This is a genomic window from Streptomyces sp. NPDC041108 (assembly GCF_055592645.1).
The window spans coordinates 303,974-329,102 of sequence record NZ_JBVIYK010000006.1 but is presented as its reverse complement, the minus strand read 5'-3'; the positions used below and the strand labels follow the sequence as shown (position 1 = coordinate 329,102).

The 25,129-nt window shown below is 69.4% G+C and carries 23 protein-coding genes; 16 read left to right on the top strand and 7 right to left on the bottom strand.

The features are described from left to right. The first annotated feature begins 262 nt into the window (after positions 1-262). From ACZ6BB_RS19615 to ACZ6BB_RS19555, 13 genes are all read left to right on the top strand, one after another. Entirely contained in the window at positions 263-1,957 is a 1,695-nt protein-coding gene (locus ACZ6BB_RS19615; RefSeq protein ID WP_471616426.1) for a conjugal transfer protein, read from the top strand. Between the two features lie 53 nt (positions 1,958-2,010). Further along, entirely contained in the window at positions 2,011-2,286 is a 276-nt protein-coding gene (locus tag ACZ6BB_RS19610; protein ID WP_275457013.1) for a TrbC/VirB2 family protein, read from the top strand. A gap of 42 nt (positions 2,287-2,328) precedes the next feature. Beyond that, entirely contained in the window at positions 2,329-2,811 is a 483-nt protein-coding gene (locus tag ACZ6BB_RS19605; protein ID WP_471616425.1) for a hypothetical protein, read from the top strand. Between the two features lie 61 nt (positions 2,812-2,872). Beyond that, complete coding sequence (locus tag ACZ6BB_RS19600) at positions 2,873-5,872, top strand: ATP-binding protein (protein WP_471616424.1); 3,000 nt, start codon at positions 2,873-2,875, stop codon at positions 5,870-5,872. Between the two features lie 41 nt (positions 5,873-5,913). Further along, positions 5,914-6,597 carry a hypothetical protein gene (locus ACZ6BB_RS19595; RefSeq protein WP_471616423.1) on the top strand — a complete coding sequence of 228 codons (684 nt, stop codon included), beginning with the start codon at positions 5,914-5,916 and terminating at the stop codon, positions 6,595-6,597. An 8-nt stretch (positions 6,598-6,605) separates the two neighbouring features. Then, complete coding sequence (locus tag ACZ6BB_RS19590) at positions 6,606-7,121, top strand: hypothetical protein (protein WP_471616422.1); 516 nt, start codon at positions 6,606-6,608, stop codon at positions 7,119-7,121. 58 nt (positions 7,122-7,179) lie between these two features. Next, a complete protein-coding gene (locus ACZ6BB_RS19585) occupies positions 7,180-9,384 on the top strand; it encodes a hypothetical protein (protein ID WP_471616421.1) in 2,205 nt (734 codons plus the stop codon). A gap of 54 nt (positions 9,385-9,438) precedes the next feature. Then, a complete protein-coding gene (locus ACZ6BB_RS19580) occupies positions 9,439-10,068 on the top strand; it encodes a hypothetical protein (RefSeq protein ID WP_471616420.1) in 630 nt (209 codons plus the stop codon). Positions 10,069-10,106: 38 nt separating this feature from the next. Beyond that, positions 10,107-10,715: a hypothetical protein gene (locus tag ACZ6BB_RS19575; protein WP_471616419.1), complete on the top strand. Its 609-nt coding sequence runs from the start codon at positions 10,107-10,109 to the stop codon at positions 10,713-10,715. Positions 10,716-11,005: 290 nt separating this feature from the next. Then, complete coding sequence (locus ACZ6BB_RS19570; protein ID WP_471616418.1) at positions 11,006-11,929, top strand: hypothetical protein; 924 nt, start codon at positions 11,006-11,008, stop codon at positions 11,927-11,929. Positions 11,930-11,936: 7 nt separating this feature from the next. Beyond that, positions 11,937-12,599: a hypothetical protein gene (locus ACZ6BB_RS19565; protein ID WP_471616417.1), complete on the top strand. Its 663-nt coding sequence runs from the start codon at positions 11,937-11,939 to the stop codon at positions 12,597-12,599. Between the two features lie 133 nt (positions 12,600-12,732). Then, on the top strand, positions 12,733-14,358 hold the full coding sequence (locus ACZ6BB_RS19560) for a WhiB family transcriptional regulator (protein ID WP_471616416.1): 1,626 nt from the start codon (positions 12,733-12,735) through the stop codon (positions 14,356-14,358). 28 nt (positions 14,359-14,386) lie between these two features. Next, positions 14,387-14,656 carry a hypothetical protein gene (locus tag ACZ6BB_RS19555; RefSeq protein ID WP_275457027.1) on the top strand — a complete coding sequence of 90 codons (270 nt, stop codon included), beginning with the start codon at positions 14,387-14,389 and terminating at the stop codon, positions 14,654-14,656. A gap of 19 nt (positions 14,657-14,675) precedes the next feature. On the opposite strand, the gene ACZ6BB_RS19550 is transcribed toward ACZ6BB_RS19555, so the two are convergent. Both ACZ6BB_RS19550 and ACZ6BB_RS19545 read right to left on the bottom strand, forming a co-directional pair. Beyond that, positions 14,676-15,500, bottom strand: coding sequence for a hypothetical protein (locus ACZ6BB_RS19550; RefSeq protein WP_471616415.1), 825 nt, complete (start codon positions 15,498-15,500; stop codon positions 14,676-14,678). A gap of 182 nt (positions 15,501-15,682) precedes the next feature. After that, positions 15,683-15,940 (bottom strand): hypothetical protein, encoded by a 258-nt coding sequence (locus ACZ6BB_RS19545; protein ID WP_471616414.1) that lies wholly within the window; start codon positions 15,938-15,940, stop codon positions 15,683-15,685. Positions 15,941-16,420: 480 nt separating this feature from the next. Here ACZ6BB_RS19545 and ACZ6BB_RS19540 point away from each other — a divergent pair, with 480 nt between their 5' ends. Continuing rightward, entirely contained in the window at positions 16,421-16,669 is a 249-nt protein-coding gene (locus tag ACZ6BB_RS19540; protein ID WP_471616413.1) for a GntR family transcriptional regulator, read from the top strand. Beyond that, a complete protein-coding gene (locus ACZ6BB_RS19535; RefSeq protein ID WP_471616412.1) occupies positions 16,666-16,929 on the top strand; it encodes a GntR family transcriptional regulator in 264 nt (87 codons plus the stop codon). Before ACZ6BB_RS19540 ends, ACZ6BB_RS19535 begins: the two co-directional genes overlap by 4 nt. A gap of 118 nt (positions 16,930-17,047) precedes the next feature. On the opposite strand, the gene ACZ6BB_RS19530 is transcribed toward ACZ6BB_RS19535, so the two are convergent. Then, positions 17,048-17,620, bottom strand: a complete 573-nt coding sequence (locus ACZ6BB_RS19530; RefSeq protein ID WP_471616411.1) for a hypothetical protein — start codon at positions 17,618-17,620, stop codon at positions 17,048-17,050. Between the two features lie 62 nt (positions 17,621-17,682). Here ACZ6BB_RS19530 and ACZ6BB_RS19525 point away from each other — a divergent pair, with 62 nt between their 5' ends. Beyond that, positions 17,683-20,436, top strand: coding sequence for a hypothetical protein (locus ACZ6BB_RS19525; protein ID WP_471616410.1), 2,754 nt, complete (start codon positions 17,683-17,685; stop codon positions 20,434-20,436). Between the two features lie 158 nt (positions 20,437-20,594). On the opposite strand, the gene ACZ6BB_RS19520 is transcribed toward ACZ6BB_RS19525, so the two are convergent. Genes ACZ6BB_RS19520 through dnaK form a run of 4 tightly spaced genes read right to left on the bottom strand, consistent with a single transcriptional unit; the run spans position 20,595 to position 24,825 of the window. Beyond that, positions 20,595-21,065 (bottom strand): heat shock protein transcriptional repressor HspR, encoded by a 471-nt coding sequence (locus ACZ6BB_RS19520; RefSeq protein WP_471616409.1) that lies wholly within the window; start codon positions 21,063-21,065, stop codon positions 20,595-20,597. A gap of 5 nt (positions 21,066-21,070) precedes the next feature. Further along, positions 21,071-22,249, bottom strand: coding sequence for a molecular chaperone DnaJ (gene dnaJ, locus ACZ6BB_RS19515; protein WP_471616408.1), 1,179 nt, complete (start codon positions 22,247-22,249; stop codon positions 21,071-21,073). 42 nt (positions 22,250-22,291) lie between these two features. After that, the gene (gene grpE / locus ACZ6BB_RS19510) at positions 22,292-22,975 is read right to left on the bottom strand and encodes a nucleotide exchange factor GrpE (protein WP_318814573.1); all 684 of its coding nucleotides are present in this window, start codon (positions 22,973-22,975) and stop codon (positions 22,292-22,294) included. Next, positions 22,972-24,825 carry a molecular chaperone DnaK gene (dnaK, locus tag ACZ6BB_RS19505; RefSeq protein WP_005483619.1) on the bottom strand — a complete coding sequence of 618 codons (1,854 nt, stop codon included), beginning with the start codon at positions 24,823-24,825 and terminating at the stop codon, positions 22,972-22,974. The genes grpE and dnaK overlap by 4 nt, the downstream gene beginning before the upstream one ends. Positions 24,826-25,129 lie beyond the last annotated feature (304 nt).

Here is a 25,129-nt window from a genome sequence, read left to right as displayed (position 1 = left end):
GGACGCGCCCAGCGCATTGTGGGCCCAGTGCGGTTCGGGGCGGCCGGACGGCTTCCCGACGTGCCCCTGACACTTCTCCCGAGCACTTTCCCGGACTCCGCCCTCACGGGAATTCCCGTTTCCCGGCGAGGAAATCGACGGCGGCCCAGTGACGGGTCTTTGTCACACTGCCTGCGCACCTGGCTGGGCCAGGGCCCGTCGTGCGGTGCGGTCGTGCCCGCCGAGGCGGACGGGGAACCGACTCGCTGGAGTAACCGACTCGATGACAGACCACAACAGCCCTGCTGGCGGGGTCGGCGGAGGCCAGCCTTCCGGCCCGCCCGGGTCCTTCGGTCCTCCCCAGCAGCCGCAACAGCAGGCGTGGCAGACCCAGGGTCACGGTCAGCCCCCGGCCCCGCACCAGGCCCAGCCCTCCGCCCCGCAGCCCTCCCACCCTCAGCCGCAGCAGCTGCCCTCCGACGCGGCCCGCGCCCAGGTCGCCGCCGCCTGGGTGCGCAACACACCCCAGGCCGGGCAGGCCGCCGTACCGGCGCTGCCGCCCCGTGAGACGCGCCCCGCGAGCGAGTCGAAGAAGGAGAAGCGCGAACGGGAACGCGCTGCCCGCAAGGCCGCGTACGAGCAGAAGAAGGCGGTCAAGGAGCAGCGCAGAAGGGGTGGTCCGGCGACGGCGCCCGTCGCGACAGCGGCGGCGACAACCGCCCCGCCCGCCGCAACGGCGCCCCAGGCGTCCCCCGCCGGCACCCGGACCCCCGCCCTCGGGAGCCGACCCGGCACCCCGGCCGGAGCTCCCGCTCCCACGCGGGACGCCGCCACGGGCACCGCACCCGCCCCCACGGCCTCCGGGGCCCGGCCCGCCCACGACTTCGATGTCCCCAAGCCCGGCGGCAGGGCGCCCACCGGAGGTCGTCGCACCCATGTCGCGCTGCGCGCGACCCTGCTGATCACCACGTGCGTGTTCGCGCTGGGCTCGTGCGGGGTGATGGGGATGGTGGTCGGCGCGTCCTCGGGTTCCGTCACGGCGGGTCTCGACGCCGACGACGCGGCCAAGTACCGCCTGACCGACTTCCCGACACGGCAGGCGGCGACCTTCGCCGAGCAGTACGCGCTGCTGTGCATGACGTACTCGCCGGAGAAGGAGGCGGACCGCCGGGAGAACCTGGCCCGCTACGCCTCCGCCGGTGTCGACTCCGAGTGCGGCTGGAGCGGCGAGGGGACCAGTACCGCCCTGTCCGCCGTCTGGGACGGCACCCTGGAGGAGCTTCCCGAGTACGGCGACCGCGGCCGCTACCTCGGGATCCAGGTCCGCAGCGACGACGGCTCGCTGACCACGCTCACGGTGCCCGTGTACGTGAAGGATCTCGCGACCGGCGAGGGCATGCGCGTCGCCGGCGACGTCGGCCAGATGCCGCTGCCCGCCCGCGCGGACGTGCCCGAGATCGACCAGGACGAGGTCGTCGACGACGCCCTCGCGGCGCAGCTCCAGGAGAAGGTGCTGCCGGGGTACTTCGAGGCATGGGGGGCGTCGGACTCCACCGCCATGGCCCGCTTCGCCGCGCCCGGCGCCACCCAGGTGGCGACCGCCGGCCTGGCCGGTCGGCTGACGGACCCGACGGTCGACGACGTGGTCGCGCTGGTGCCCAAGAACCTCCAGGGCGCCGACACCTACACCTACGGCAACGGCCAGGCCGTACAGCTCCGGGTGAGCGTCACCTGGGGCGGGCCCAAGGGCGCGACCGTGAGCCGCTCGTACCGGATGACCGTCGTGAACACGGCACAGGGCTGGTTCATCAAGGACATCCGCGGCGGTGTGCTGGACCCGGAGGGCGGCAGGGCCGACTCCGACGAGGAGACCGTGCCCGAGGGGACCGACGGCGCGTCGGCCTCCCCCTCCGACTCGGCGTCCCCCTCCCCCACCACGTCCAAGGCGTCCGGCGGCGACAAGCCCAAGAAGCCCTGACGTCCACGCCCCCACCCTCACCGCTCGCTCTTTCCCACCCGAGAGGAACCCTTATGTACCTGGCCGCCGACGGCGACGGAACCAACAAGATGGAGGAGATGTTCGGCGAGATCCAGAGCATCCTCACCAACGCCGGCACGCTGGTCGCCGTCATCGCCCTCCTCGTCCTCGGCATCCGCATGCTGCTGTCGATGAAGCGCGGGGACGGCATGCGCGAGGCCTTCCAGGGCTTCGGAATGATCGCGCTCGCCGCCCTGGTCATCGGTGGTGCCAGTGGCCTCGCCGGCCTGCTGATCTCCCTCGGTGACCAGATCGGCAACGGCAGCTGACGGCTCACCGACAACAGGCTCGACACAGAGAGGTTGGTCACGATGACGCAGGAGGCTCCCGAGCCGCTGGTCGCCTACGACCACACCGACCTGGTCAACCGGCCGAAGCGGATCTGGAACTGGGGCAACATCCCCCTGCCGGGTCTGCTGCTGCCGGCGCTGGGCGCGGCCTTCGGCTTCGGTCTGGTGTGGCTCGTCCTCATGTTCACCCTCTCCGCGTTCCTTCCCTTCCTCGGCATGTCGATGCTCACGTCGGTCCTCTACTTCGGGCCGCCGTTCGCCGTCTACTTCGTCTGGGGCCGACCGCTGCCCTCCGCTCTCACGCTGAGCCAGCAGCTGGTGGTGTGGACCGACTGGTGGTTCCAGCCCAAACGGCTGCAGGGGCTCTCCGCCGACCAGGAGCCGGAGGAGCTGCGCTGGCGGGTCATCCTCTGGGCCCCGGAGGCGCCGCGCTGGCAGGCACGCTACGAAGCCGCCCGCAGAACCGCCGCCGAACGCGGGACGGCCTTCTCGGCCCCCCGCTGAACAGACCGGTTTCCGCTGCTCCACCCCCGTACCAAGCCGACTACCGCAGGATGACTCCTCCATGTTCATGTTGATCCTTCTGGGCGGGGCGGCCACCTTCTTCGTGGTCGCCATGATCATGGCCGCCACGTCGAGCAAGAAGCCGGGCCAGGGTGGCGGCGGCGGTCGGGGACGGTCGTCGTCCGGCCGTGCCAAGTCGCCCTCCGGGGCGGGGGCGTCGGCCCGGCGCGAGGACCTCCGGCTGCCGTACCGCTACGCCGACGACATGATCTTCGTCCACGGCGACTCGGTGTGGACCGGTCTCGTCCTGCCCAACGCCATCGACGAGTACCTGAACGCCCAGGAACTCCAGGCGATGGCCGAGGGTCCGCCGCGCGGTCTGCTCAACCTCGCCCGAGGTGACCGCAACGTGGAGTGCCACTACCGCAAGGTCTACCAGCCGATCACCGCGCTGACCTGGGCGGAGGACCTGAACGCGATCGCCTGGGACCCGACCGACAACTACCGGGCGTACAACCTCCGCAAGGCCGAGTACCAGGAGCGCATCGGTGCCAACCGGGAGCGCAACGTCCTGCTGGTGAAGCTGGGTTCGCTCAAGCGCAACAGCGGCGGTTCCGGGGTGATGGCCGAGGACGACGAACCGTACGACGAGCCGGGCCTGCTCCAGGGCGTACGCGGTGCCGCCGACCAGGTGGCCGCCACCGCGACCGGGGTCGCCGACGAGTACCTGTCCCCCTACGTCATCGCGGAATGGACCCAGGTCGCGACCGAGGTCCACGAGAGCCTGGAGACCCTCCGGGGCACCCCCCTCACCCGCGAAGAACTCGTCTGGCTGATCCGCAAGCCGCTCCACGGCGACCTGCCCGTCCCGCCCGAGCCGGTGCTCGGCTCGCGTGCCTGGGGCCCCAACGCCTTCGACCTAGTCGTCGACTTCTCCGGCGAGAACCGCAAGACGCACATCGTCCTGAACCAGTACGACGAGGTCACCGGCGAACAGCAGACCAGCTACACCACCACTCTGGTGGCGGCCAACTGGCCCGCGGAGACCCGCTTCCGCCAGTCGACGGCGTGGGCGCGCTACGCGGCCCAGCACGTGGACTTCCCCGTCGAGATCGACATGCGCTTCACCCTCATCCCGTACCTGAAGTTCAAGGACCGGGCCGACAAGATCCGCGGCAACCTCGTCGACGAGATGAACGACATGGCCAACTCCGGCCGTACCCCGGACACCAAGCTGGCCCATCAGGTCACCCGCGCACAGGAGCTCGTCGACGACATCGAGGAGCACAAGATGCCGGGGATGGAGGCGCAGATCCGCTTCACGATCTCGGCTCCGAGCGTGAAGGAACTGGAGCGCCGCCGCCGGGTCCTGGAGATGCAGTTCAAGCAGGACTTGAAGGTCACCCTGCTGCGCCCGACGCGCCAGCAGTGGCGTCTGCTCCAGTCCCAGCTCCCGGGTGACGCGCCGAAGCTCCCCATCGCCCCCTACCTGCGACTGCAGGAGGTCGAGCAACTCGGTGCCGGACTGCCCACCGCCGGAACGGAGTTGGGTGACAACCCCGAGCAGCGCTCCGGCAAGCGCCTCGGCTGGGTGGGCAACCTGGTCGGCTGGGCGGGCAAGATGCCGGTCCACTACTCGCTGCACGTGGGCCCGGCCCGCAACGACGGCGGTGGCCTCGCCATCGTCGGCGCGTCCGGCGGTGGCAAGTCCTCCCTCGCGCTCCAGAAGTTCTACGAGGAGTCCGAGTCGGGCGTCCGCTGCCTGGTCATCGACCCCAAGACCGACTTCGCCCAGCTCTGCTACTACCTGGCCTTCGGCTCCCAGGTGAACGACCCGGCGTTCTCCGCCGACGCGGAGGCGGGCCTCCTCGGCACCGCACAGAGCCGGTTCCAGCCGGTGAACCCGGAGTTCTGGGCGGAGACGGAGGTCGTCGACCTCCTCAAGGGCCAGGCCGGCGTCCTGGACCCCTGGGTCATCGCCCGTGACGTCCCGGCCGGCCGCCTGCTCGCCGAGTCCATGCTGCGCGGCTTCCTCGGCGACGAGGACTACCAGCGCGTACGCCTTCCCGTCATCGAGGCGATGGCCACGGTGGTCGGCCGCTACAACTCGGCGATCCGTCAGGCGGTCGACCAAGGTTTGACGGCCCGCGACGCCGAGGCCCAGGTGCCGCGCCCGACGCTGTGGCAGGTGGTCGAGGAGGTCGTGACCGCGTACGAGCACGCGCTGACCACGGGCGACCGTGAGGCGGCAAAGGACCTGAAGCTGGCGCAGATGCTCCTCACCGAGCTACGCACGCTCCCCTACGCACGGCTCGCCTTCTCCGAGCAGCCGCAGCCGCTGTCGGCGATGCGCAAGCGCCGTACGGTCATCACCCTGCGCGGCTTCCAGTCGCCCGCGGCCTCCGACCCGCGCAGCTGGAACCCGGCGGAGCGCCTGGCGGCGACGGCCCTGATGGCGGTCGTGGAGCTGGGCAGCCAGATGCTGGACGTCGGTTACGAGAAGAACCCGGTAACAGGCGAGATCGGTCTGCGTCCGAAGGCACTGTTCGTGGACGAGGCGTACGTCGTGACGGCCACGGAGTCGGGCCGCGACCTGATGCGCCGCGCCCTGAAGCAGGGCCGCTCGTACATGGCCGTGACCGTCCTGATCACCCAGCAGGCCATCGACCTGGTCCAGATCGAGGACTCCGAGGCCCGCAGCGGTGGCGCGAACCAGATCCACACGGTCTTCGCCTTCAAGCAGAAGTCCGCCCAGGAGGCGTCCCTGGTCGCCCCGCTCCTCGGCCGCCCCGAGAACGACCAGAAGGTCGTCAACGCCCTCCAGGAACTCCGCACCGGTGTCTGCCTCCAGCGCGACGCCGACAAGCGCGTCGGCACGGTAGCCGTCGACCTGGTCTTCAAGGAGATCCTCGCGGCCACGGACACCAACGGCACGACCCGCCCGGCCCGCCAGGGCGTCAATCCGCCGCTGAGTGTGTGGGACTGGACGTTCCTGCAGGAGGCGGAGGAGGACCCGGCGACGGCGGCGCGGTCGGCCACGCCGGAACCGTCTGCCGCATGACGCCGTCCCGAACCACCGTCCCCCCAGGAGGCCACCCCTTCATGTTCCGTTCCAAGACCCTGACCACGGGCGCCCTGACCCTTGCCCTGCTCACCTCGCTCACCGCGTGCGGATCCGACTCCGGGGACGACGACGGCGGTTCGCCCCGCTCCCGCGCCGGCGGTTCACCCTCGCCCGAGGCCGAGACCGAGACCGAGACCGAGAAAGCGAGCCGCCCCAGCGCCAAGACGCTGCGGGAGGTCCAGGAGTTCATCACCGGGGCGGGGCTGCCTTGCGACAACCTCACCGAGGACGGGGACGCCAAGGAACTACCGCTCGAGGGGTTCCTCGGCCCTGCGGAACAGACCTACCACGAACCGGATGAGGCCGATGCTTGGGCCATCCGCAAAGCCGGCTTCTGCGGGGACAGTGACTCCGACATGGGCGGCTGGGTCATCTACCTGCCCAAGGACATGAAGTCGTTCCAAGAAAATTACCGAAAGGCGGCCCGCGAGGAGGACAAAAGGGTCGGCTGGATGGAGCTGGAGCGCGGAAGGTTCCTGTTCGGCGCCGACTTCATTGTCGACCCCACGAACTACCTGGCCAGCAAGACCTTGTTCGAAACGGGACTGTTGATGGAGAACTGCAACCCCGGCTTCAAGGCTCCGGAGGGTTTTCGCACGGAGGATGCACTGGCCAGTGGCTGCGTGCTGACGAACTATCTCCTCGACCCCTTGGACCAGTAGGCAGACTGATGCGAATCAAGCGAGCACGTACAGCAGGCATCGCCGCCCTCACCGCGCTGGTCATCCTCACCGGTTGCGGCGAGGACGATCCCATGGCGGACCTCGGGCTGCCGTCCGCCTCGGACATGGCGTCCCTGGCCGACCTCATCAATGAACACGCGGCCTGCCGGGACCTGGAGGCAGACCCTGCGGACGGGGACTACATGAAGGACGAGTCCAAGGATCCCGCGTGGGGCATCAAGGAACTTGCCTACTGCAAGGACGAACACGGCGACGACATCACGCTTCTTCTCATCGACGACATGCAGAAGTTCCAACAGCGGAGCGCCAAGGCCGAGGATTCCTGGCAGATCGGCCGGGACTTCGCCATCGCCGCGGTGAACGACGAGACGGTCCACCAGCTCGCCGACAGCAAGATGTTGGCTCTGTCCTGCACACCTGATCTCACCGTGCCCAGCGGCTACAAGAAAATCGACGGTCTTGTCGACGGATGCGTCATGACCGACTACCTCTCGGACTCCTGACGCCCGCGGAACGTTGCCCTGCGCCCCTCTTCCCTCACCATCTCCGTTAGGACCTCAGATGCCTTCGCGTAACGCGCTGAGCCGCCGCATCCGAAAAGCCGGCGCAGCCGTCCGTGCCGGCCTCTTCCTGGTGCTGGCGCTGATCGCCCTCACCCTGGCCGCGCCGACGTCGGCGTCCGCGGACTTCACCTGCGATTTCACCGGGGACGAGACCTACCACAGGGACTCCCCGGGCAGTAACGGCGAGGCATTCATACCCACGGTCGTACAGTGGGGTTCACCGCCTGTCATCGGCGACCTTTTGGTCGACGACGAATACGTCACTGACGACCTGTTCAAGCCGAAGGACGCGGGCAGCTACACCCTGTACGAACTGAACGGCATGCGCGGTCTCAACTGGTCCATGACCTTCAAGGACAGGGATGAGGCCCAGAAAAGCAACGGCACCTGGTTCAGTGGGGCAGATGACTGTGAACTCATGACCTGGGTCAACAACGGCATGGCGAACATCATCTTCAACGGCACCAAGGTCCTGACCCGATTCTCCATCTCGATCAAGGAGATGGCCTCCAACCCGAGTCCGTTCGCCGGCCTTTACTCGGGGCGGGACAACGTCGTCAAAACGCTCAAGTCCCACGTCCTCCAGCCCGCCGTCCCGGTGATGATCGCGCTGGTCGGCTTCTGGGTGTTCGCCAAGTGGCGCAAGGGCGACATGCGCGAGGTCTGGGCCGGGATCTCCTGGACCGCGTTGACCACGATCGCGGTCATGGCCGTTCTGTACGACACCAACTACGACAAGTTCGTGTCGGGTGCGGACAAATGGATCGCGGAGGCCAACTCGACACTCACCTCGACCGCGCTGTCCAGCGTGTCGGGTACGCCGCAGCCACCGTGCGACCTGAACGACAAGCGAGGGAATGAAGGGCTTCGTCTCTCCAGTTGCGCAATGTACGACACGCTGGCGTTCCGCCCGTGGGCGCTGGGCCAGTTCGGAGAGCCGGGTAACACCTGCATCTTCAGGAAGAAGAGCGACGGATCTGCCGTCGGGAACGGTTACTGCCCGCCCAAGGTCCCGGACGGGGTCTCGATGGGAGTCCCGAAGCACACTGGCTGTTACTGGGGAGCCCAGGGCAGCACCCGCTGCGCGGATCTCCGCGTGCGCCAAGTCGTCACACAGTCCACGACCGATATCGACACGAGCAAGGTCAACAACGGGAATCCCGACCAGTTCCACGACTGGCAGCTGATCCGTGGGGATATCGCCAAGGGCACGTTCTACCCGGTGGAATACCCCGACTGGGCAGGCATGAACGCCTCCGACCGAGTGGGCATCGCCTTCTATTCCGTGATCGCCGCCTTCATCGTCGGTGTGATGGTCATCGTCCTCAGCGCGCTCACCCTCCTCTGGCACGCGGTCACGCTGATCCTGATCATCATGTTGCCATTGGTCGCCACACTCGGTATTCACCCCTCACAGCAGAAGCTGCTCAAGGGCTGGCTGGAGACATTCATCCACAGCTTCGTGCTGCGGGCGGGCTTCGGAGTGATCCTGACCGTCCTGCTCGTCCTCTACCAGATAATCCTTCCGGCCCAGGTCGCCCTGGGTACACAGCTGTTGATGCTGGTCCTGGTCACCACAGCCGTGGTGATGATGCTGAAGAAGCTCCTCGCCGGGAACTTCAGCCCCGAGTTCGCCGGGGGTGCCGGTGACGCGATGGGTATCCGGGAGGCGGCGAGCGCCGGGAGCGACAAGGTGGTCGCCAAGGGCAATACCGCCATGGCGAACACGGCCAAGGCGGGCGGGCGGGTCGTGGGCAAGACCGCTGCAGGGGCAGCCAACTTGCTCACCGGACGCAAGGGCCGTAAGGCGCTCCAGGAGCAGGGGTGGCTCGGCCAGTCCAAGCGCGAGCAAAATCAGTCCGCCTACTGGGCAAAGGAGGACGCGCGGGCGGCCCGAGAGGACAGGGCAGCAGCCCGCGTGGGGAACAACGGCAACAGGCCGGCACCCCATCCGGAGCAGGAGCAGGAGCCGGAAGTGCAGGAATCCCCCGACTCTAGGCGCAGCGGACGCGTCAGCGGTTCGAGCGGCGCGCAGACCCAGCAGCCGTCGCCCCCCGCACCGAGCCCCGCGCCCACGACCCCCGCACCGCGCCAGGAGCCGGAGCCCCAGCCGTCACCGCGCCGGGTCGCGCCAGCCGATCCGACTCCGCCCGCACCGCGGCCGGCCCCACGGGACCCGCGTGACCCGAGCGGTCGCGTCTAGCCGACCGTCGTCCGCCAACACTCGGCGCACCGCCCCACTCCGAGGAGCCAGCCCATGCCTGCCTTGACCGCCGACCGCACCCCCGACCAGCTGGTCGGGGAGATGCGGCGCCTCACCGGCGTGGACTGGCCCACGGTCTGGGCGGGCGTCCCCGCGGACGTGGAGAAGCGCGCGCACTGGTGCGCGGGCTTCGGCTGGCACCCTCTGTGGTTCCAGTCCGGCCTGCGCGTCCGCACCTCGCTGGGCGGCCGCCTGCACCTCGTCTCACCCGGCCCGGCCCTCCCCGTGACCCGCGCCGAGTACACGCTGTGGGCAGCCCGGTCCCGAGACCTGTCCGAGAACGTCCAGGTCACAGATCTCTCCGAGATCCGCTGGCAGGTCCACCTCGACGCACTGCGCGGCTACCTGGGCAACCCGTCCCACCACAGCACGTGGGACAGCCCGGGCTTCCCGGAACTGCCCGGCCCACAGCCCTGGCCGGACACGCGCTGGCGCGGGGAGCATCAGGACCCGTACCGAGTGGCGGTGTGGCGCTTCCTTCCACCGCACGCGCCCCTCGTGGAGTTGCGGATGACGCTCGGCGCGGTCACCCCGCGCGGCCCGGTACCGGCCGATGCGAGGATCGTGCTCGCCTGCCACGACCCCGCCCACGCGGACGCGGAGCGACAGGCACGGCACGGATGAACCGGAGCTACCCGAGAAGACGAGGAAGACACCATACGATGACAACCCTCAGGATCGACCGCAGCCCTGATCAGCTGGCAGAGGAGCTCAAGGGCCTGGAGCACGTGGACTGGCCCGCGGTCTGGGCAGGACCTCCGAACCCGGGTCAGGCATTGGACGACTGGTGCGCGCTGTTCGGCTGGAAGCCGACCTCGGCGGAGAGGGTGCTGACGGTACGCAGCGCCACAGGGCAGAGCTTCGTTCTCGACCCCGTGCGCGAGGCCGGCTGGGCTCCGGTCAAGCAACTCGGCTGGACCAGTTGGCAGCAGTCGGCCGACGAAGTCTCCGAGAACGACGAGGTCCTCACGCAGGCATCCGAGAAGTGGGCCGCATACGTGGCTGCCGCGCGCCCTGTGCTCGGTGAACCTGCCTTCGCCGGGGCCTGGAACGACCCCGCCTTCCCGGAACCGCCGCACGACCGGCACTGGCTCATGCCCCGCGACATCCGCCTGGAGGACATGGACCCGTATCGCATGGCTGTGTGGCGCGAGAGCGGCCCGGAAGGGCGCATCACGGTGCTTACCGTCAGCCTGGGCGCCGACCTGGAACCCGGCGAGCTTCGGCGCGCACTCATCAATGTCGACTGCTATCCGCCGGAGGCCGTGTGATCCAGGTACACGTGTCGGACCAAGTCCTCGACGACGCCCGGGGCCGACAGCACACCGGCGAGGCCGCACCGACCCCTGACGAGGTCAAGAGAATCTCGAAGCGGTTGCGTGCAGGCATCGCCCACCTTCCGGACAAGGAATACACAGAGCAACTCCGTAAACGGCTGCGGGAGTTCGCTGCTGAGCAGGACATGGAACTTCCCGCCCCCGACACCCGATCGTCGTTCTGGTCCTACCGGTTGGAGGACCACCCGGCAGTCGACGTGCAAGCTGGGGAACAGCTTCAGAGCATGCACGTAGCGGCGGCGTACACCGAGGCTCAGAACTCCATAGTCGAGAACACCCTGCGCTATCTGGAAGGCACACCCGGCGGACAGGCACTGGGCGAGCTCCACCTGTGGGATGCAAACGTCCAGAGGGCGCTGAGGCTGGACCGGGAGACGGGTACGGCCCTTGCCTACGACGCCTGGGGCGCCCTCTCCCAGAGGTATGCGGCCACGACCGAGACCGAAGCTCTCTTCTTCATGGCCGAGCTCAACCCGGGAGCTGTCGCCTACCAGACGGAAGCCCCGCAGCTCCGCCGGGACGGCAAGCTCGACCTCATCAACTTCATGTATCCGCCCCCGATGGACAAGTACGCGGACCTCGCGCCGGAGACCCAGGAGCTGCTGGCCTCCCAGGCCGTACGCGCCCAGATCCACACCTTCGGCTACGACGAGAACGACCCCAAGTACACGCCGCTCACCAAGGCTGGCCACCTCGACCTGGAGCACCTGAAGTCGCTCCCCACCCCGGAGGCCCAACGCGCTGCCGTCCTTGAGGTCTGCGCCCGCGTGGCGGCCATGGACGGCCCCGCCCGCACGGCCGACGTCGAGAAGTACGTCGAGGAGATCAAGGTCCTGCGCCCGGACCACGAGGTAGTGCTCCCCAGCTCCACCGACCTGGCATGGGCGTACGATTCCCGCGCCCAGAGCGCCCCTGTGGTCAGCACTCACGGCGCCTTCCTCCCCGGCGTAGAAGTGAACGCAAGGACCGGCCTTCAGCCGATCCAGCCGCTCAACGCCACGCAGCACGCCGTCCCCGGCGCGCACTTCATGCCCGGAGTCACCCTGAAACCCGTCCCGGCCCCAGCCTCTCCCACCCCCACAACTCCCGCTTCCGTACAAGCCCCGCCCGCCCCCGAGCAGGCGCAGGGCACCGGCATGGGAGGGTGACCGATCCATGAGCCGCACCCCTGGCACCCGCACCGGCGGCAAGGACAGCAGCGCCGGCGGCCGCACCCCGAACCGTCTCCGCCGCCTCCTCCACCAGGACAAGACCGACACCTGGGCCGTCCGCCTCCTCCCCCGCCTCGTCCTCGGCCTCGCCGCCGCCTATACCCTCTTCACGATCGCCTCGCAGAGCGGCTCGTCCTTCGTGATGGTCTGCGTCGTGCTGCTCCTCGGCGGAGCCGTCTGGCTGCTCCGCCGCCGCACCCAGCTCCTCCTCGCCCTCGCCTCGACGATCCTCGCCGCCGCCTTCAGCGGTTACTTCTCCGCGGCCGGCGACTCGGCCCGGATGAACACGAGCGCCGCCGTCACCGGAACGGCCGCCTTCGGCTACTGGGCGCTGGCCGGAATGGCATTGCTGGGCGCGTGGATGGTGAAGGAGCACCCGGGGCGGCGCGGGATCACGGTCGTGATCGCCGATGTGATCCTGGTCATGGGATCGATCGTCGCCATGTTCGTGGCGGAGGCCGGGGTGCCGATCGGTTTCGTGGGCGTGCTCGGAGTGCTCGCCGTACGCGGCGCAACCGCGAAGACCCTGACGGCCCGGGGCAGAAAGGCCTTGCAGGTCATCGGGCGACCGCGTCGGCGTGACACCCGTGAAACGGCGGACAGTTGAGGTTCTTGTGAATGGTTCGTCGCGTCACTGTTCGTTTCTGGCCAGTACTTTGCACATGCGTTGCACGAGTTTGACAACTTGTTCTAGAGTCCCCCGCGATCACAGATCATCACGGGGGCTATTACTCATGCGTATGGCGAGCCATACGACGCTGGCCAGGCTGCCCGCGCGACCCGCCCGCAAGGCAGTCGCACGGGAGGCCCACATACCCGACGCGGCTCTGCCCTGTCGGCGTCGGCCGGACGTCTTCCAACACCCACTGCTGGACGACTCGGAGCACCCGAACGGCCACCACGGCCCCGACGGCATGCCGACAGCGACGGCGACGGCGACACCCGGCGTCGCACCCGATCAGCGCCGCCAGCACCTCGTCCTCCTCCGCACCGCGCGTGATCTGTGCGCATCCTGCCCACTCTGGGCGGAATGCCTCCAGGACGCCGTCGCGTACGCGGAGCCGTACGGCTACACGGCGGCCACCACCCGGGAGGACCGGCGCGCACTGCGTCGCGCACTCGGCATCGGCGATGAGCACGGGGACCTCCCCGCCCACGCCGCGGTCCCCTTCGACTCCGGCTCCGTCCCCCGCCGGCTGACCCGTCTCCGGTCCCGCGCGGACGACTCCGCGGCGCAGCCCGGAACGCGTCGTACGCCCGCCCCGGACCTTCCCGAACTGGAGCGGATCCTCGACGCGTTCGACCTGCTCCAAGGGCAACTGACCCATGATCAGAGCCTGTTGAGGGAACATCCTCAGCGCGCCGCTTTGACCTCCCTGTTGCACTCGCACACCACCGCACAGACAACGCACAGACAGCCGCCCGCACCGGGCGCGCCGCCGCACCCGCCCGGACCGGCGAACGACAGGAGCGAGGAACCCATGGCAGCGGCCGAGGCCGGGCAACGGATCACCTTCTCGTACGAGGATCCGGCCCTGGCCGTACGGCAGGCCGTGCTCGGCCCGCTGGTGCGCTCCGCACTCCCCGCGCTCACCAGCCTCGAACAGCTCGTCACCATGCTGGCGTGCATGCCCGGCGGCGTCGCCGATCCGGCCACGGAAGCCCCGCGGGACCTGTCCGCCGTACGGGAAGCCGTCGAGTCGCTGCTGCCGGACGGCGCCGACGCCCCCGAGGACGCCGCAGGCACACCTCTCCCGCCCCGTCGCCCCCTCACCGGCTCGGTCTCCGTCGAACTCGCCACCACCGACCCGGTGACCGCACTCCGCCGCGACTTCCTGGAACCGCTGCAGCGCGAACTCGCCGCCACCCTCGCGAACATAGAGAAGGTCGCCACCATGCTGGCCGCCGCCTCGGACGACACCGGCGACACCCGCCTGCAGACCATCCGCACCGCCGTCCGCGAGATCCACGACCGCCTCCCGCACCCGGCCGCGCCCACGGCCCACCCGGCGGCACACCCCCTGCACGGCGGCCACCCGCGCGTCGCGCCCGCGGCGGGAGGGGGAGCGGGACAGACCCGCCGCACCCCTTCAACCCCCAGCATCCGCGCGGCCGTCGAGAAGGCCGTCGCAGGCTTCCCCGGCGCCTTCTCCGCCCGCGACGTCCTGCGCGCCCTCCCCTCCGGGGTCTACGGCGACCCGTCGAAGACGATCAGCAACGTCCTGTCCGCCCTGGTGAAGTCGGGCCGTCTGCAACGCCTCTCGCGCGGCACGTACGCTCGCGTTCTGGACGTCCTGCGTGTCGAGGACGTCCAGGACGCCGACGACAGCCTCCTCCCCGAACGGGGAGAGGCGAAAAGCGCCTGACCCGAGCCGGAAGGAACCCCAGCCTCCGATGACCGAACCGTTCCCGAGCCAGGGCCCGGCGCCCGCCGCCGTGCCCGACGCCCAGGTCCACGTCTTCTCCCCCAACGCCGGCCTCATCGACGGCGTCCCGGTCACCGCGCCGCCCTACGGAGACATCCAGGACGTCGTCCTGTCGATCCTGCAGCAACGCGCCCAGCAACTCGGCGCCCCCACCCCGGCGACGATCACCGACAACCGCTACGGCGGCGCCATCCGCCTCCTGATCCACCCGGACGGGACCACGGAACAGCTGGACTGAGCCAAGGCCGGCGACAGCCCTAACGGGCAAGCGAGGACCGCAAGTTCATCCCGTACTGCGTGCGCAGACGTCGTATCTCCCACACCGACAACGCCGTCACCGACAGCGGCCCGCCGAGCAGGAAGGCGTACAGCACCTCCGGCGGAGCCGAGACGTCGGGACCGTCGGAGAGGCTGATGAAGAACAACGACCAGAACAGCAGAGGCGAGAGAAGTCCGGGCAGCAGCTCGTGCACATCGCCGACGCGGAAGCATGAGTTCAGCGCCGAGTAGGTGGTCACCAGAATGAGCACCGCGGAGCCGAGCATCAGCAGGAAATAGGCGATGGGGGCCAAGAGGGCCAGCAGGCCCACCACCAGGCCGAGGAGCACGGTACCGGCCCCCGCCTCCGAGTCGTCGGAATCGGACAACCACGCGTTGAGGCCGTCGGGAGACAGCACGTTGCCCCGCACCGCCTGGAGCATGAGCCAGAACATGCCCATCTCCAGGGCGAGGACGCCGAGCACCGTCAGCGGACTCACGAGACGGCGCGCGTACAGGCGGCGCAGCGGCGGGCGCGCGGCGACGATGAAGACCGTGATGCCCACGGCTCCGGCGGCCACCAGGACGGCGCAGCCGATCATCAGGTTCTCCACCTTGCCCAGGACGAAGTCCTCCCGCCCCTTGCGCATCGGGTAGGCCAACACCAGCCAGACGCCGGCCAGGAGCCCCAACACCGTCCGGGCCCGCTGGAGCCGGTCGATGACCGGGTCCGATATCCGGTCGGGACGGATCGGAACGGCTCGCACCACCGGGCCGGCGAACGCCAGGCGGACGAATCCCCGCAGCCCCGTTCCAGTGTCCACGTGCGTTCTCCCCCGAGTCGGCCCACGTTTCGCGCGCGTGCGCGCGACCAGACCCTATTCGATCATGGTCACGTCATCCATATCCCTCAGGGGTGCTGCCGCGGGGCACCTGACGACAGGTGGGTGCCCAGGGAATTCCCCGACCACCCACCGCCGCTACGCCCGAGGGTCGGCGTCCTCCGTCACCGCCCGTCCGCCGCCATGATGCCGACGCACTCATCGAGAGCCGCGCACAACGCCGGCACGAAGGCCGCGAGTTCGGCGTCCGACGCCTTCCCTGCCTCCAGTACGGCACCCACGACCGTCACCAGGACGGCGGCGGCCTTCAGTGCGTGCTTATCGGCGAGCGCTTCGAGAAGACCGCCGGGATGCGTGTCCGCGAGGGCCTCCCTGCCGGTCGCCGGGTCCACGCCGAGGCTGCGCAGACGCGGCCCGCTCATACGGCGGCCTCCCACGGGCAGTAGTCCTGACCCAACGTCGCCAGAACGGCCGCCCGGCGCCGCGCCCGCTGCAGGCGCCTGCGATCGAGCTCGTCCCGCTCGCGCTCCCACACGACGACGTAGGGCCGGACGAGGGGCGACCCGTCGACCCTGATGATGTCGCCGAGGAATGGACACGTAGGTGCGGGCCGGGATGCGGCAACGGGCGGGCAGGAGGGTGCAGGCGTCCCGGGCGCGGCTCGGTGTACCCCGCGAGCAGGCAGGAAAAGGCTCAGGATCGCGGCCAGTAGGCTGCGCATAGGTCGACTCCTGTGTAGTCGGCTGAGCCCCGGCACGGAAGCTCTCACCCTTCCCGCCGGGGCGCTTTCGTGCCCAGGATAAGCACAATCTGCTCCCTGTGCACAGTGTGCTTTGTCTGCACAGTCCGCACAGTGTGTTACCCAGTGCGCGGGATGCACTGCACGCGCAGATGATCGGAGCATGGTTGAGTACGAGTGGGTACGCATCGCACGGGACTTGGAGCGCCGGATCCGCAGCGGGGAGATTCCGCCCGGCGGTCGGCTTGAGAACGAGCGCGCGCTGGCCGATGTGCACCAGGTCAGCCCTGGAACAGTACGACGGGCTGTGCGTGACCTGCGCGAACGAGGGCTGGTCGAGACGCTGGCGGCCAAGGGGACGTATGTTGTCGACCCGCTGCCGCCCGTCTCCGGGGAAGCGTCTACTCGGTGATCCTTGACCGTACGCGCCCGCTGTGGCGACAGATCGCAGCGGAGATCATCCGGCGCATCGAGGACGGCACATACCCGCCGGGAAGCCGCGTGCCGTCCACTCTGGAGATCGCCCAGGAGTTCGACGTGGTGAACGCGACGGCGGCGAAGGCCATGCGACATGTGCGCGAGCAGGGCTGGACGCGAGGCGAAGTCGGGCTGGGGACGTTCGTGGCGGACACGCTGCCGCCCTCCTCCGAAGACCCCCGACCCCCGGCGTAGCCGAGCACTGACCGGCTCGCGGGCGACCCCGGCGCATTACGGCGACCTCTTTGGACATCGCCCCCGCCGGTCCTCCCGCAAGGGCCCGAGCTGGACCATCCGGAGAGAGAGCGACTGATCAGCCGCTGGTGGTGTTGCCGCCGCGCGGGGGGCTGACCTCGCCGATGTCGTCGAGGACCGCGCGAGCGTCCCTGACGTTCATCTCCAAGATGTCGCGGTCGAAGTTGCCAGGGTCGCGCCGATATCGCCCCCTGCCCACTTCCGACACAAATGCACTGGCTGGGATGGCGTCCTGGCCCGGAGGAAGAAACTTGAGCATCTCCTCGTACGCCGCGACGACATAGGCCATCGCTCCCCGAAGCTTGTGGTGTTCGGACTCGGGGGTATTGAGGAGCTGAATTCCAGTGGATTCGGCGAGCCGACCCGCGACCGCCTCGAACTCTCCTGGATCAATGATCTGAGACGGCTCAGCGCCACCGAATGCCGGCGGGGGCGGCGGAATCTCTTCCGTCATACGGAACTCGAAACGGCGGGTTCGTCCACACTGCCGACAGGCACCCTCGTACACCGCGACCAGGTCGTCGCCGTGCAGTTCCAGCCGGTGTTGGCGGTCGAAGTCGCCCGACCCGCACTCACACCTATGCAGGTCCATGTACAGGTGTGCTTCGGCCGATGAGCGCGCTGTCAACATGACATGATCCTAAGGGCTGTTCAGCGCTTGCGTCGGCGCGGATACAGGGGGAGGAACATCACGTGGACACGACGGTCACCGATGCGCGGTTGCGGGCCCAGCAAGCGGCGCTGATCGCGACGGTGAAACGTGAGATGCGCACAGTGACGTCCGTCGTTCTCGGAGAGCGGTTCAGGTCGATCGAAGAGCGGATATCCGAGGACGGCAGGGAGTACTTCGCCCTGGAGGACACGCAGGGCGGTTCGGCCGACCTCTGGCTGGACGCCATTCCCATGGTCTCGGGAATGATCGCCAATACGATGACGAACACGACGACGGATCAGTACGTCGTGCAGATATCCGACCGTCTGCCCAGCGAACTCCTGACCCGTGTCCTCGCCCACGAGGTGGGTGAACTCATCGCCGCCCGCGACCGGTCGAGTCAGGGTCTGGCTCCGGTGGGCAGGGACCTCCTGAACCAGGAGGCCGATCTCGGCGACCGACACGAACTGTCGAGCAGGGACCACGGACGCGTCGCCGAACTGAACTGGCTCGCCGCCCGCGCCTCCAACGCGGAACTCCCGGCGCCACAGCGGGCCGAGGCACGTGCCGACCTCTCGGCCCTGATCGACCGATGCGGTATGCGACCAGTGGCAGCCATAGCCGACGGAGAGCCGTACGCGGACGAGTCTCGTGCCGCCCGTAGGCGGCGCACCCTCTCCAAGGATTTCCTCTCCTCCCGAGCCAAACGCCTGATCGCCACCCTCGCCCACCCCATAGAACACCTCGACCCCACCGACGCCGCCGCCCTCCAAGCCTCCCGCGACGCGGCCCTCCGCGCCGAACGTCAGGTCGAGGCCTTCATCGGCCGCCGCGAAGTCACCATGCCCATGCCCGGCTACGACCAGAACGGACTGCCCCTCCCCCGCGACCAGTTGGAGGCAGCGTCCGTTCAATGGGCCGAATACCGCGCCCAGATCAGCGCACGCACCGAGCAGGCGATCGAAGGGCAGTTGGCGCAGAGGGAGTTCCCGACCCGCCGCGTGGTGATCGGCGGCGGCGCGAGCCTGACCGGACGGGACCCGGACGCGCTGCTGATCGACGGAAACGGCCGGTGGCACCTGGACCCCGGCCGGGGCATCGTGCAGTCGGCGGATCAGGACCGGGACCTCGCCCAGTGGATGGGAGTCGACCCGCACTCCACGGTCGAGCACCCCGGGCACCGCCTGCCCATCGAAGCCGTACGGATCTGGGAGGACCAGCTCGCCACCCGGGGAGACGTGGTGAACGGCCACGCCCGCCTGCGGCTCGGCCGTGACGGCGAACTCCTCGCCGAGATCCAGAGACCGGCTGTGGACGGCAAGGAGGCCCCACCCCCGCTCTGGGTGGCCTGCGACGGCGTCCCGAGCATCGCCACCGGTCTGACTCCCGAGGTCGTCCCCGGCATGCCTCGTGGGGACCACCCGGTGGAAAGCCGCAGCGAGGCCGTGCGGCTGATCGGTGACCGGCTGCGGGAGCTGGAGGACGAGGGCCTGCCGTACTCGGGCGAGCTGCGGGCCTGGCTGACCCAGGCCGAGCGGGGCGGCACGGACGCTCGTACGGTGCTCGACGTCCTGAAGTCCTCACCGCTGATGGAGGCCCTCACCGCCGGCCTCAGCCCCGGCAAGGCCCGCATCGACAACTGCTTCGGCGCCCTCGCCGCGACGGGCAAGTGGGAGACGGCACGCGAGGAGGCACCGGGCCGTGCGCTGCTCGGCGACGAGGTCGCCGAGAACCGCTTCGATGCGCGGGAGGCCAAGGACTGGGTCGTCGCGGGCTCCGGCGGCACCGGGGTAGCCAACGCCGAGATCATCCTCACGCAGAACCCGGACGCCCACGTCACGATCATCGGCGCGCCTCCACCGCTGGCCCTGCGGCACCAGGTCCAGTTCCCGGCGATGGAGAAGGCGTACAGCGGGCCCGACCGGCCACGGCTGACCTTCATCACGGCGCGGCTGGGTGCCGTCGAGACCTACTGGGACGAGGAGGCCGAGGAGACCCGCTTCCAGATCCCCTACGAGGAAGGGGAAGGAGAGAACAGCCAGCGGAAGGTGCTGCGGGCCGGCGGCTACGTCACCAGCCTCGGCCGTACCAACCCGCTCCCGCCCGCCCTCCAGGTCCTCGCGAACGAGGTCCGGGACCGGGGCGGTGAGATCTCCGGCGATCTGCAGTTCGACAAGGACGACCAGTACATCGGCTACGGCCTCACCTTCACCGTCGACGGCAAGGAACACCGGGTCGACGTGGACGGCGCGGCCTCCTGGCAGCTGCCGCGCGAGATCTTCGCCCCGGAGTCGGGCCTCCAGCAGCAGTTGAACGAGATGGGCGCCCGGGGCCTTCCCGCCGAGACCGGCAACGCCGCTCCCGGCTTCGCCCCCGTCGCCCGCCAGAGCGCCCTGCGCGCACGCGCCGTGGCAGCGGTCCAGGCAGGCGATGAGAGCGCTGTGCAACACCGGTCGACCATCCCGGAACGCTGGCGCCGCCCGGGCCTGGCCACCGAATCAGCCGCAGAGACGGAGACACCGGGCGGGGGCCCCGCGAGCGCCACCCCGCCGCAGAAGGAGGCACAGCCGCGGCAGAAACCCCCCACCGCCGAGCGGTCTCCGAGCGCTCCCACCCCCGCCCGACCGGCACCCGGCACGCCCGCCGCCGATCGAGCCGCACCCGACACCCCCCTCTGGGAAGTCGGCATGCCTCCGCGCGGCACCTCCGGCGCGCCCCGCCCCACTACCCAACAGCCACAGCAACTACCGCCCGGCCACGAGCGCCCCCATCCGGGGCTCGGCATGGGCGACTGACCCAGCCGACCGGAGACACCGCAGGGGGCCCGGGAATCAGCCCCGCTCGGGCACCGGCGCCTTCCGACGACCGAACTGGCCACCGAGAGCTGACGCCCGACGCGGAAGGGCCCGGAGGTTCGTGCGAACCTCCGGGCCCTTCCGCGTACTTGGGATGGTCAGTCCGACTGTGCCTGCCGCCCCTTCGGCCGCCACACCACCAACGCGCTGCTCTGCTGCATCTCCTGATACGGCACCAGGTCGCGCCGGTACGAGGCGTGGACCGCGGCCTCGCGCTGGCGCATGGTCGCGGCGGCTCCGTCGAGGGCGGCCTCCATCTCGGCGACCCTCGACTGGAGGGCGGCGACCTGGTTCTCCAGCTCGATGATGCGCTTGATGCCGGCCAGGTTGATGCCCTCGTCCTGCGACAACTGCTGGACGGTGCGCAGCAGTTCGATGTCACGGGCCGAGTAGCGGCGGCCGCGCCCGGCGGTGCGGTCCGGGGAGACCAGGCCGAGACGGTCGTACTGGCGCAGGGTCTGCGGGTGCAGACCGGACAGCTGGGCGGCCACCGAGATGACGTACACCGGTGTCTCTTCCGTCAGCTCGTACGCCCTGCCCAACGGATTCTGCCTACGGCGGCCGTCCATCACATTCAAGCTCCCTTCGCGGCCTGGAACAGCTCCGCCCGCGGGTCCTCGTCCGCGGTCGCCTCGCGATACGCCTCCAGGGCGTCACGAGCCTTCCCCGACAGGTCCTTCGGAACACTCACCTCGACGGTGATCAGCAGGTCCCCGCGAGTCCCGTCCTTGCGGAAGGCGCCCTTGCCCCGGGCCCGCATCGTACGGCCGTTGGGGGTGCCCGGAGGCAGTTTCAGGGTGACCGGCGGTCCGCCCAGGGTCGGGACCCGGACCTCACCGCCCAGTGCCGCCTCGGGGTAGGTCACCGGGACGGTCACCGTGAGGTTGTCGTCCTTGCGGCCGAACACCGGGTGCGGATCGACGTGCACGACGACGTACAGGTCGCCCGCCGGTCCGCCCCGTTCCCCGGGCGCGCCCTTGCCCCGCAGCCGGATCCGCTGGCCGTCGGAGACGCCCGCCGGGATCCTGACCTGCATGGTGCGGGAGGACTTGGCGCGGCCCGACCCCTTGCAGATGTCGCAGGGGTCCTCGGCGATCAGGCCCCGGCCCTTGCAGTCCGGGCACGGGTCGGTCAGGGAGAAGCCGCCGCCCGAGCCCCGCGCGACCTGGCCGGTGCCGACGCACGTCGGGCACACACGGGGTGTGCCGTTGGCGTCGCCGGTGCCGGAACATGCCTTGCAGGGCGACTGCGAGGACATCCTGAGCGGTACGGTCGCACCCTCGATGGCCTCGGTGAAGCTCAGCGTGACCTCGGACTCGATGTCCTGGCCGCGCCGGGGCTGCACCCGCGTGGTGCCGGAGCTGCCCCGGTTGAACAGGCCCCCGAAGACATCGCCGATGCCCCCGCCGAAGCCGCCCGCCTGCCCCCCGCCCTGGGCGCCGCCTCCGAAGAGGTCGCCCAGGTCGAAGTTGAACGAGCCGCCGCCGGCGCCCGGCCCCGGGCGGAACCCGCCGTTGCCGAAGAGGGCGCGGGCCTCGTCGTACTCCTTGCGCTTCTTGGGGTCACCGAGGATGTCGTTGGCCTCGGAGATCTCCTTGAAGCGCTCCTCGGCCCTGACGTTCCCCTTGTTGGCGTCCGGGTGGAACTCGCGGGCGAGTTTGCGGTACGCCTTCTTGATCTCGGCCTCGGTGGCGTCCTTGGGGACGCCGAGGACCTTGTAGTAGTCCTTCTCGATGAAGTCCTTGGTACTCATCCGCGACGTCCCTCCTTCCGCTCATCCTGCATGCCGCCTGCGTCAGCCCTCGTCCGGGCCACCGCTCTCCTTGTCGTCGGCACCGGAGGCACCCTCGGCCTCCTCGGCCTTCGCGGTCTGCGCACCGGGCTGCGGTTCGGCCACGGCCACCCGCGCGGGGCGGATGGTGCGCTCGCCGATGCGATACCCCGGCTGGAGAATCGCCACGCACGTCGTCTCGGTCACGTCGGGCGCGTAACTGTGCATCAGGGCCTCGTGGATCGTCGGGTCGAAGGGCTCGCCCTCCTTGCCGAACTGCTGCAGGCCCATCTTCGCCGCGACCGTCTCCAGCGATTCGGCGACGGACTTGAAGCCGCCGACGAGTTCGCCGTGCTCCCGCGCCCGGCCGATGTCGTCGAGCACGGGCAGGAGTTCGGTCAGGAGGTTCGCGACGGCGATCTCCTTGACCGTGATCCGGTCGCGCTCGACCCGTCGGCGGTAGTTCTGGTACTCGGCCTGGAGCCGCTGGAGGTCCGTCGTGCGCTCACCGAGCGCCGTACGCACCTGGTCCAGCTGTGCCGTCAGACCGGCCACCTGGGCCGTCGCCGCCGCGTCCCCGGCCGGGGCCGCCCCCTCCTGGGGGGCGGCCTTCGGCTCGGCGTCGTCAGAGCCGGAGGGGACATCAGGCTGCTGCGGCTGAGCCGACTGCGGCTGCTGCTCGTCGAAGCCCGGGGTCTCCTCCGTCACGCGGCACCGTCCTTGCGCTCACGGTCCTCGTCGACGATCTCGGCGTCGACGACGTCGTCGTCGGCCTTGGCGTCACCGGCGCCGGCGCCGGCCTCGCCGCCCGCGGCCTGCGCGGCCTGGGCGTCGGCGTACAGGGCCTGGCCGAGCTTCTGCGAGACGGCGGCGACCTTCTCGGTGGCCGTGCGGATCTCGGCGGTGTCCTCACCCTTGAGGACTTCCTTCAGCTCGGCGACGGCGGCCTCGACCTCGGTCTTGATGTCGCCCGGGACCTTGTCCTCGTTGTCCTTGAGGAACTTCTCGGTCTGGTAGACGAGCTGCTCGCCCTGGTTGCGGCTCTCGGCGGCCTCGCGGCGGGCGTGGTCCTCCTCCGCGTACTTCTCGGCCTCCTGGCGCATCCGGTCGACCTCGTCCTTCGGCAGCGAGGAGCCGCCGGTGACGGTCATCTTCTGCTCCTTGCCCGTGCCCAGGTCCTTCGCGGTCACGTGCATGATGCCGTTGGCGTCGATGTCGAAGGCGACCTCGATCTGCGGGACACCGCGCGGGGCGGGCGGCAGACCGGTCAGCTCGAACATCCCGAGCTTCTTGTTGTACGCCGCGATCTCGCGCTCGCCCTGGTAGACCTGGATCTGCACGGACGGCTGGTTGTCCTCGGCGGTGGTGAAGATCTCGGACCGCTTGGTCGGGATCGTCGTGTTCCGCTCGATGAGCTTGGTCATGATGCCGCCCTTGGTCTCGATACCGAGGGACAGCGGGGTCACGTCGAGGAGCAGGACGTCCTTGACCTCGCCCTTGAGGACACCGGCCTGCAGGGCGGCGCCGATGGCGACGACCTCGTCCGGGTTCACACCCTTGTTGGCCTCGTTGCCGCCGGTCAGCTCCTTGACGAGCTCGGCGACGGCGGGCATACGGGTGGAGCCGCCGACGAGAACGACGTGGTCGATCTCGGAGAGGGCGATGCCGGCGTCCTTGATGACGTTGTGGAACGGCGTCTTGCAGCGCTCCAGCAGGTCGGCCGTCAGCTGCTGGAACTGGGCCCGGGTGAGCTTCTCGTCCAGGTGCAGCGGGCCCTCGGCGGAGGCGGTGATGTAGGGCAGGTTGATCGAGGTCTCCGTGGAGGAGGACAGCTCGATCTTCGCCTTCTCGGCGGCCTCGCGCAGACGCTGCAGGGCCATCTTGTCCTTGGCGAGGTCCACGCCGTGGCCGGCGCGGAACTGCTGCACCAGGTAGTCGACGACACGCTGGTCCCAGTCGTCACCACCGAGGTGGTTGTCACCGTTGGTGGCCTTCACCTCGACGACGCCGTCACCGATCTCCAGGAGCGACACGTCGAAGGTGCCGCCACCGAGGTCGAAGACGAGGATCGTCTGGTCGTCCTTGTCGAGGCCGTAGGCGAGGGCGGCGGCGGTCGGCTCGTTGACGATACGGAGCACGTTCAGCCCCGCGATCTCACCGGCCTCCTTCGTCGCCTGGCGCTCGGAGTCGTTGAAGTACGCCGGGACGGTGATGACCGCGTCCGCGACCTTCTCGCCCAGGTACGCCTCGGCGTCGCGCTTCAGCTTCTGCAGGATGAAGGCGCTCATCTGCTGCGGGTTGAAGTGCTTCCCGTCGAGCTCGATCTTCCAGTCCGTGCCCATGTGACGCTTGACGGACCGGATCGTCCGGTCCACGTTCGTGACCGCCTGGCGCTTGGCGACCTCGCCGACGAGCACCTCACCGTTCTTGGCGAAGGCGACGACGGACGGCGTGGTCCTGGCGCCCTCTGCGTTGGTGATGACGGTGGGCTCGCCGCCTTCAAGAACGCTGACGACGGAGTTAGTCGTGCCCAGGTCGATGCCGACCGCACGTGCCATTTCAATTCCTCCAACAATGACTTGAGTGGAACGGACTCAAGTGTGCACGACGGCCCCCGATGGGTCAACAGAGCTGAGTCGAGGGGGCTCAACTCTTATGTTTTCCTTATACGCAACCGGCCGCTGACCTGCGAATACAGGACGCCGAGGGCCGCGTGCACATGACTGACGGCCGCTGGGCGGGGGCGCGATCGAGGGCTGAAGGCCGGAGATCAAGGAGGCCGAGGACCGGGGGAGCAGCCGGTGTCGGCCGGTCGGTGGCCGACGGCCGACGGTCGGAGACCGGTGGTCGGAGACCGGAGAC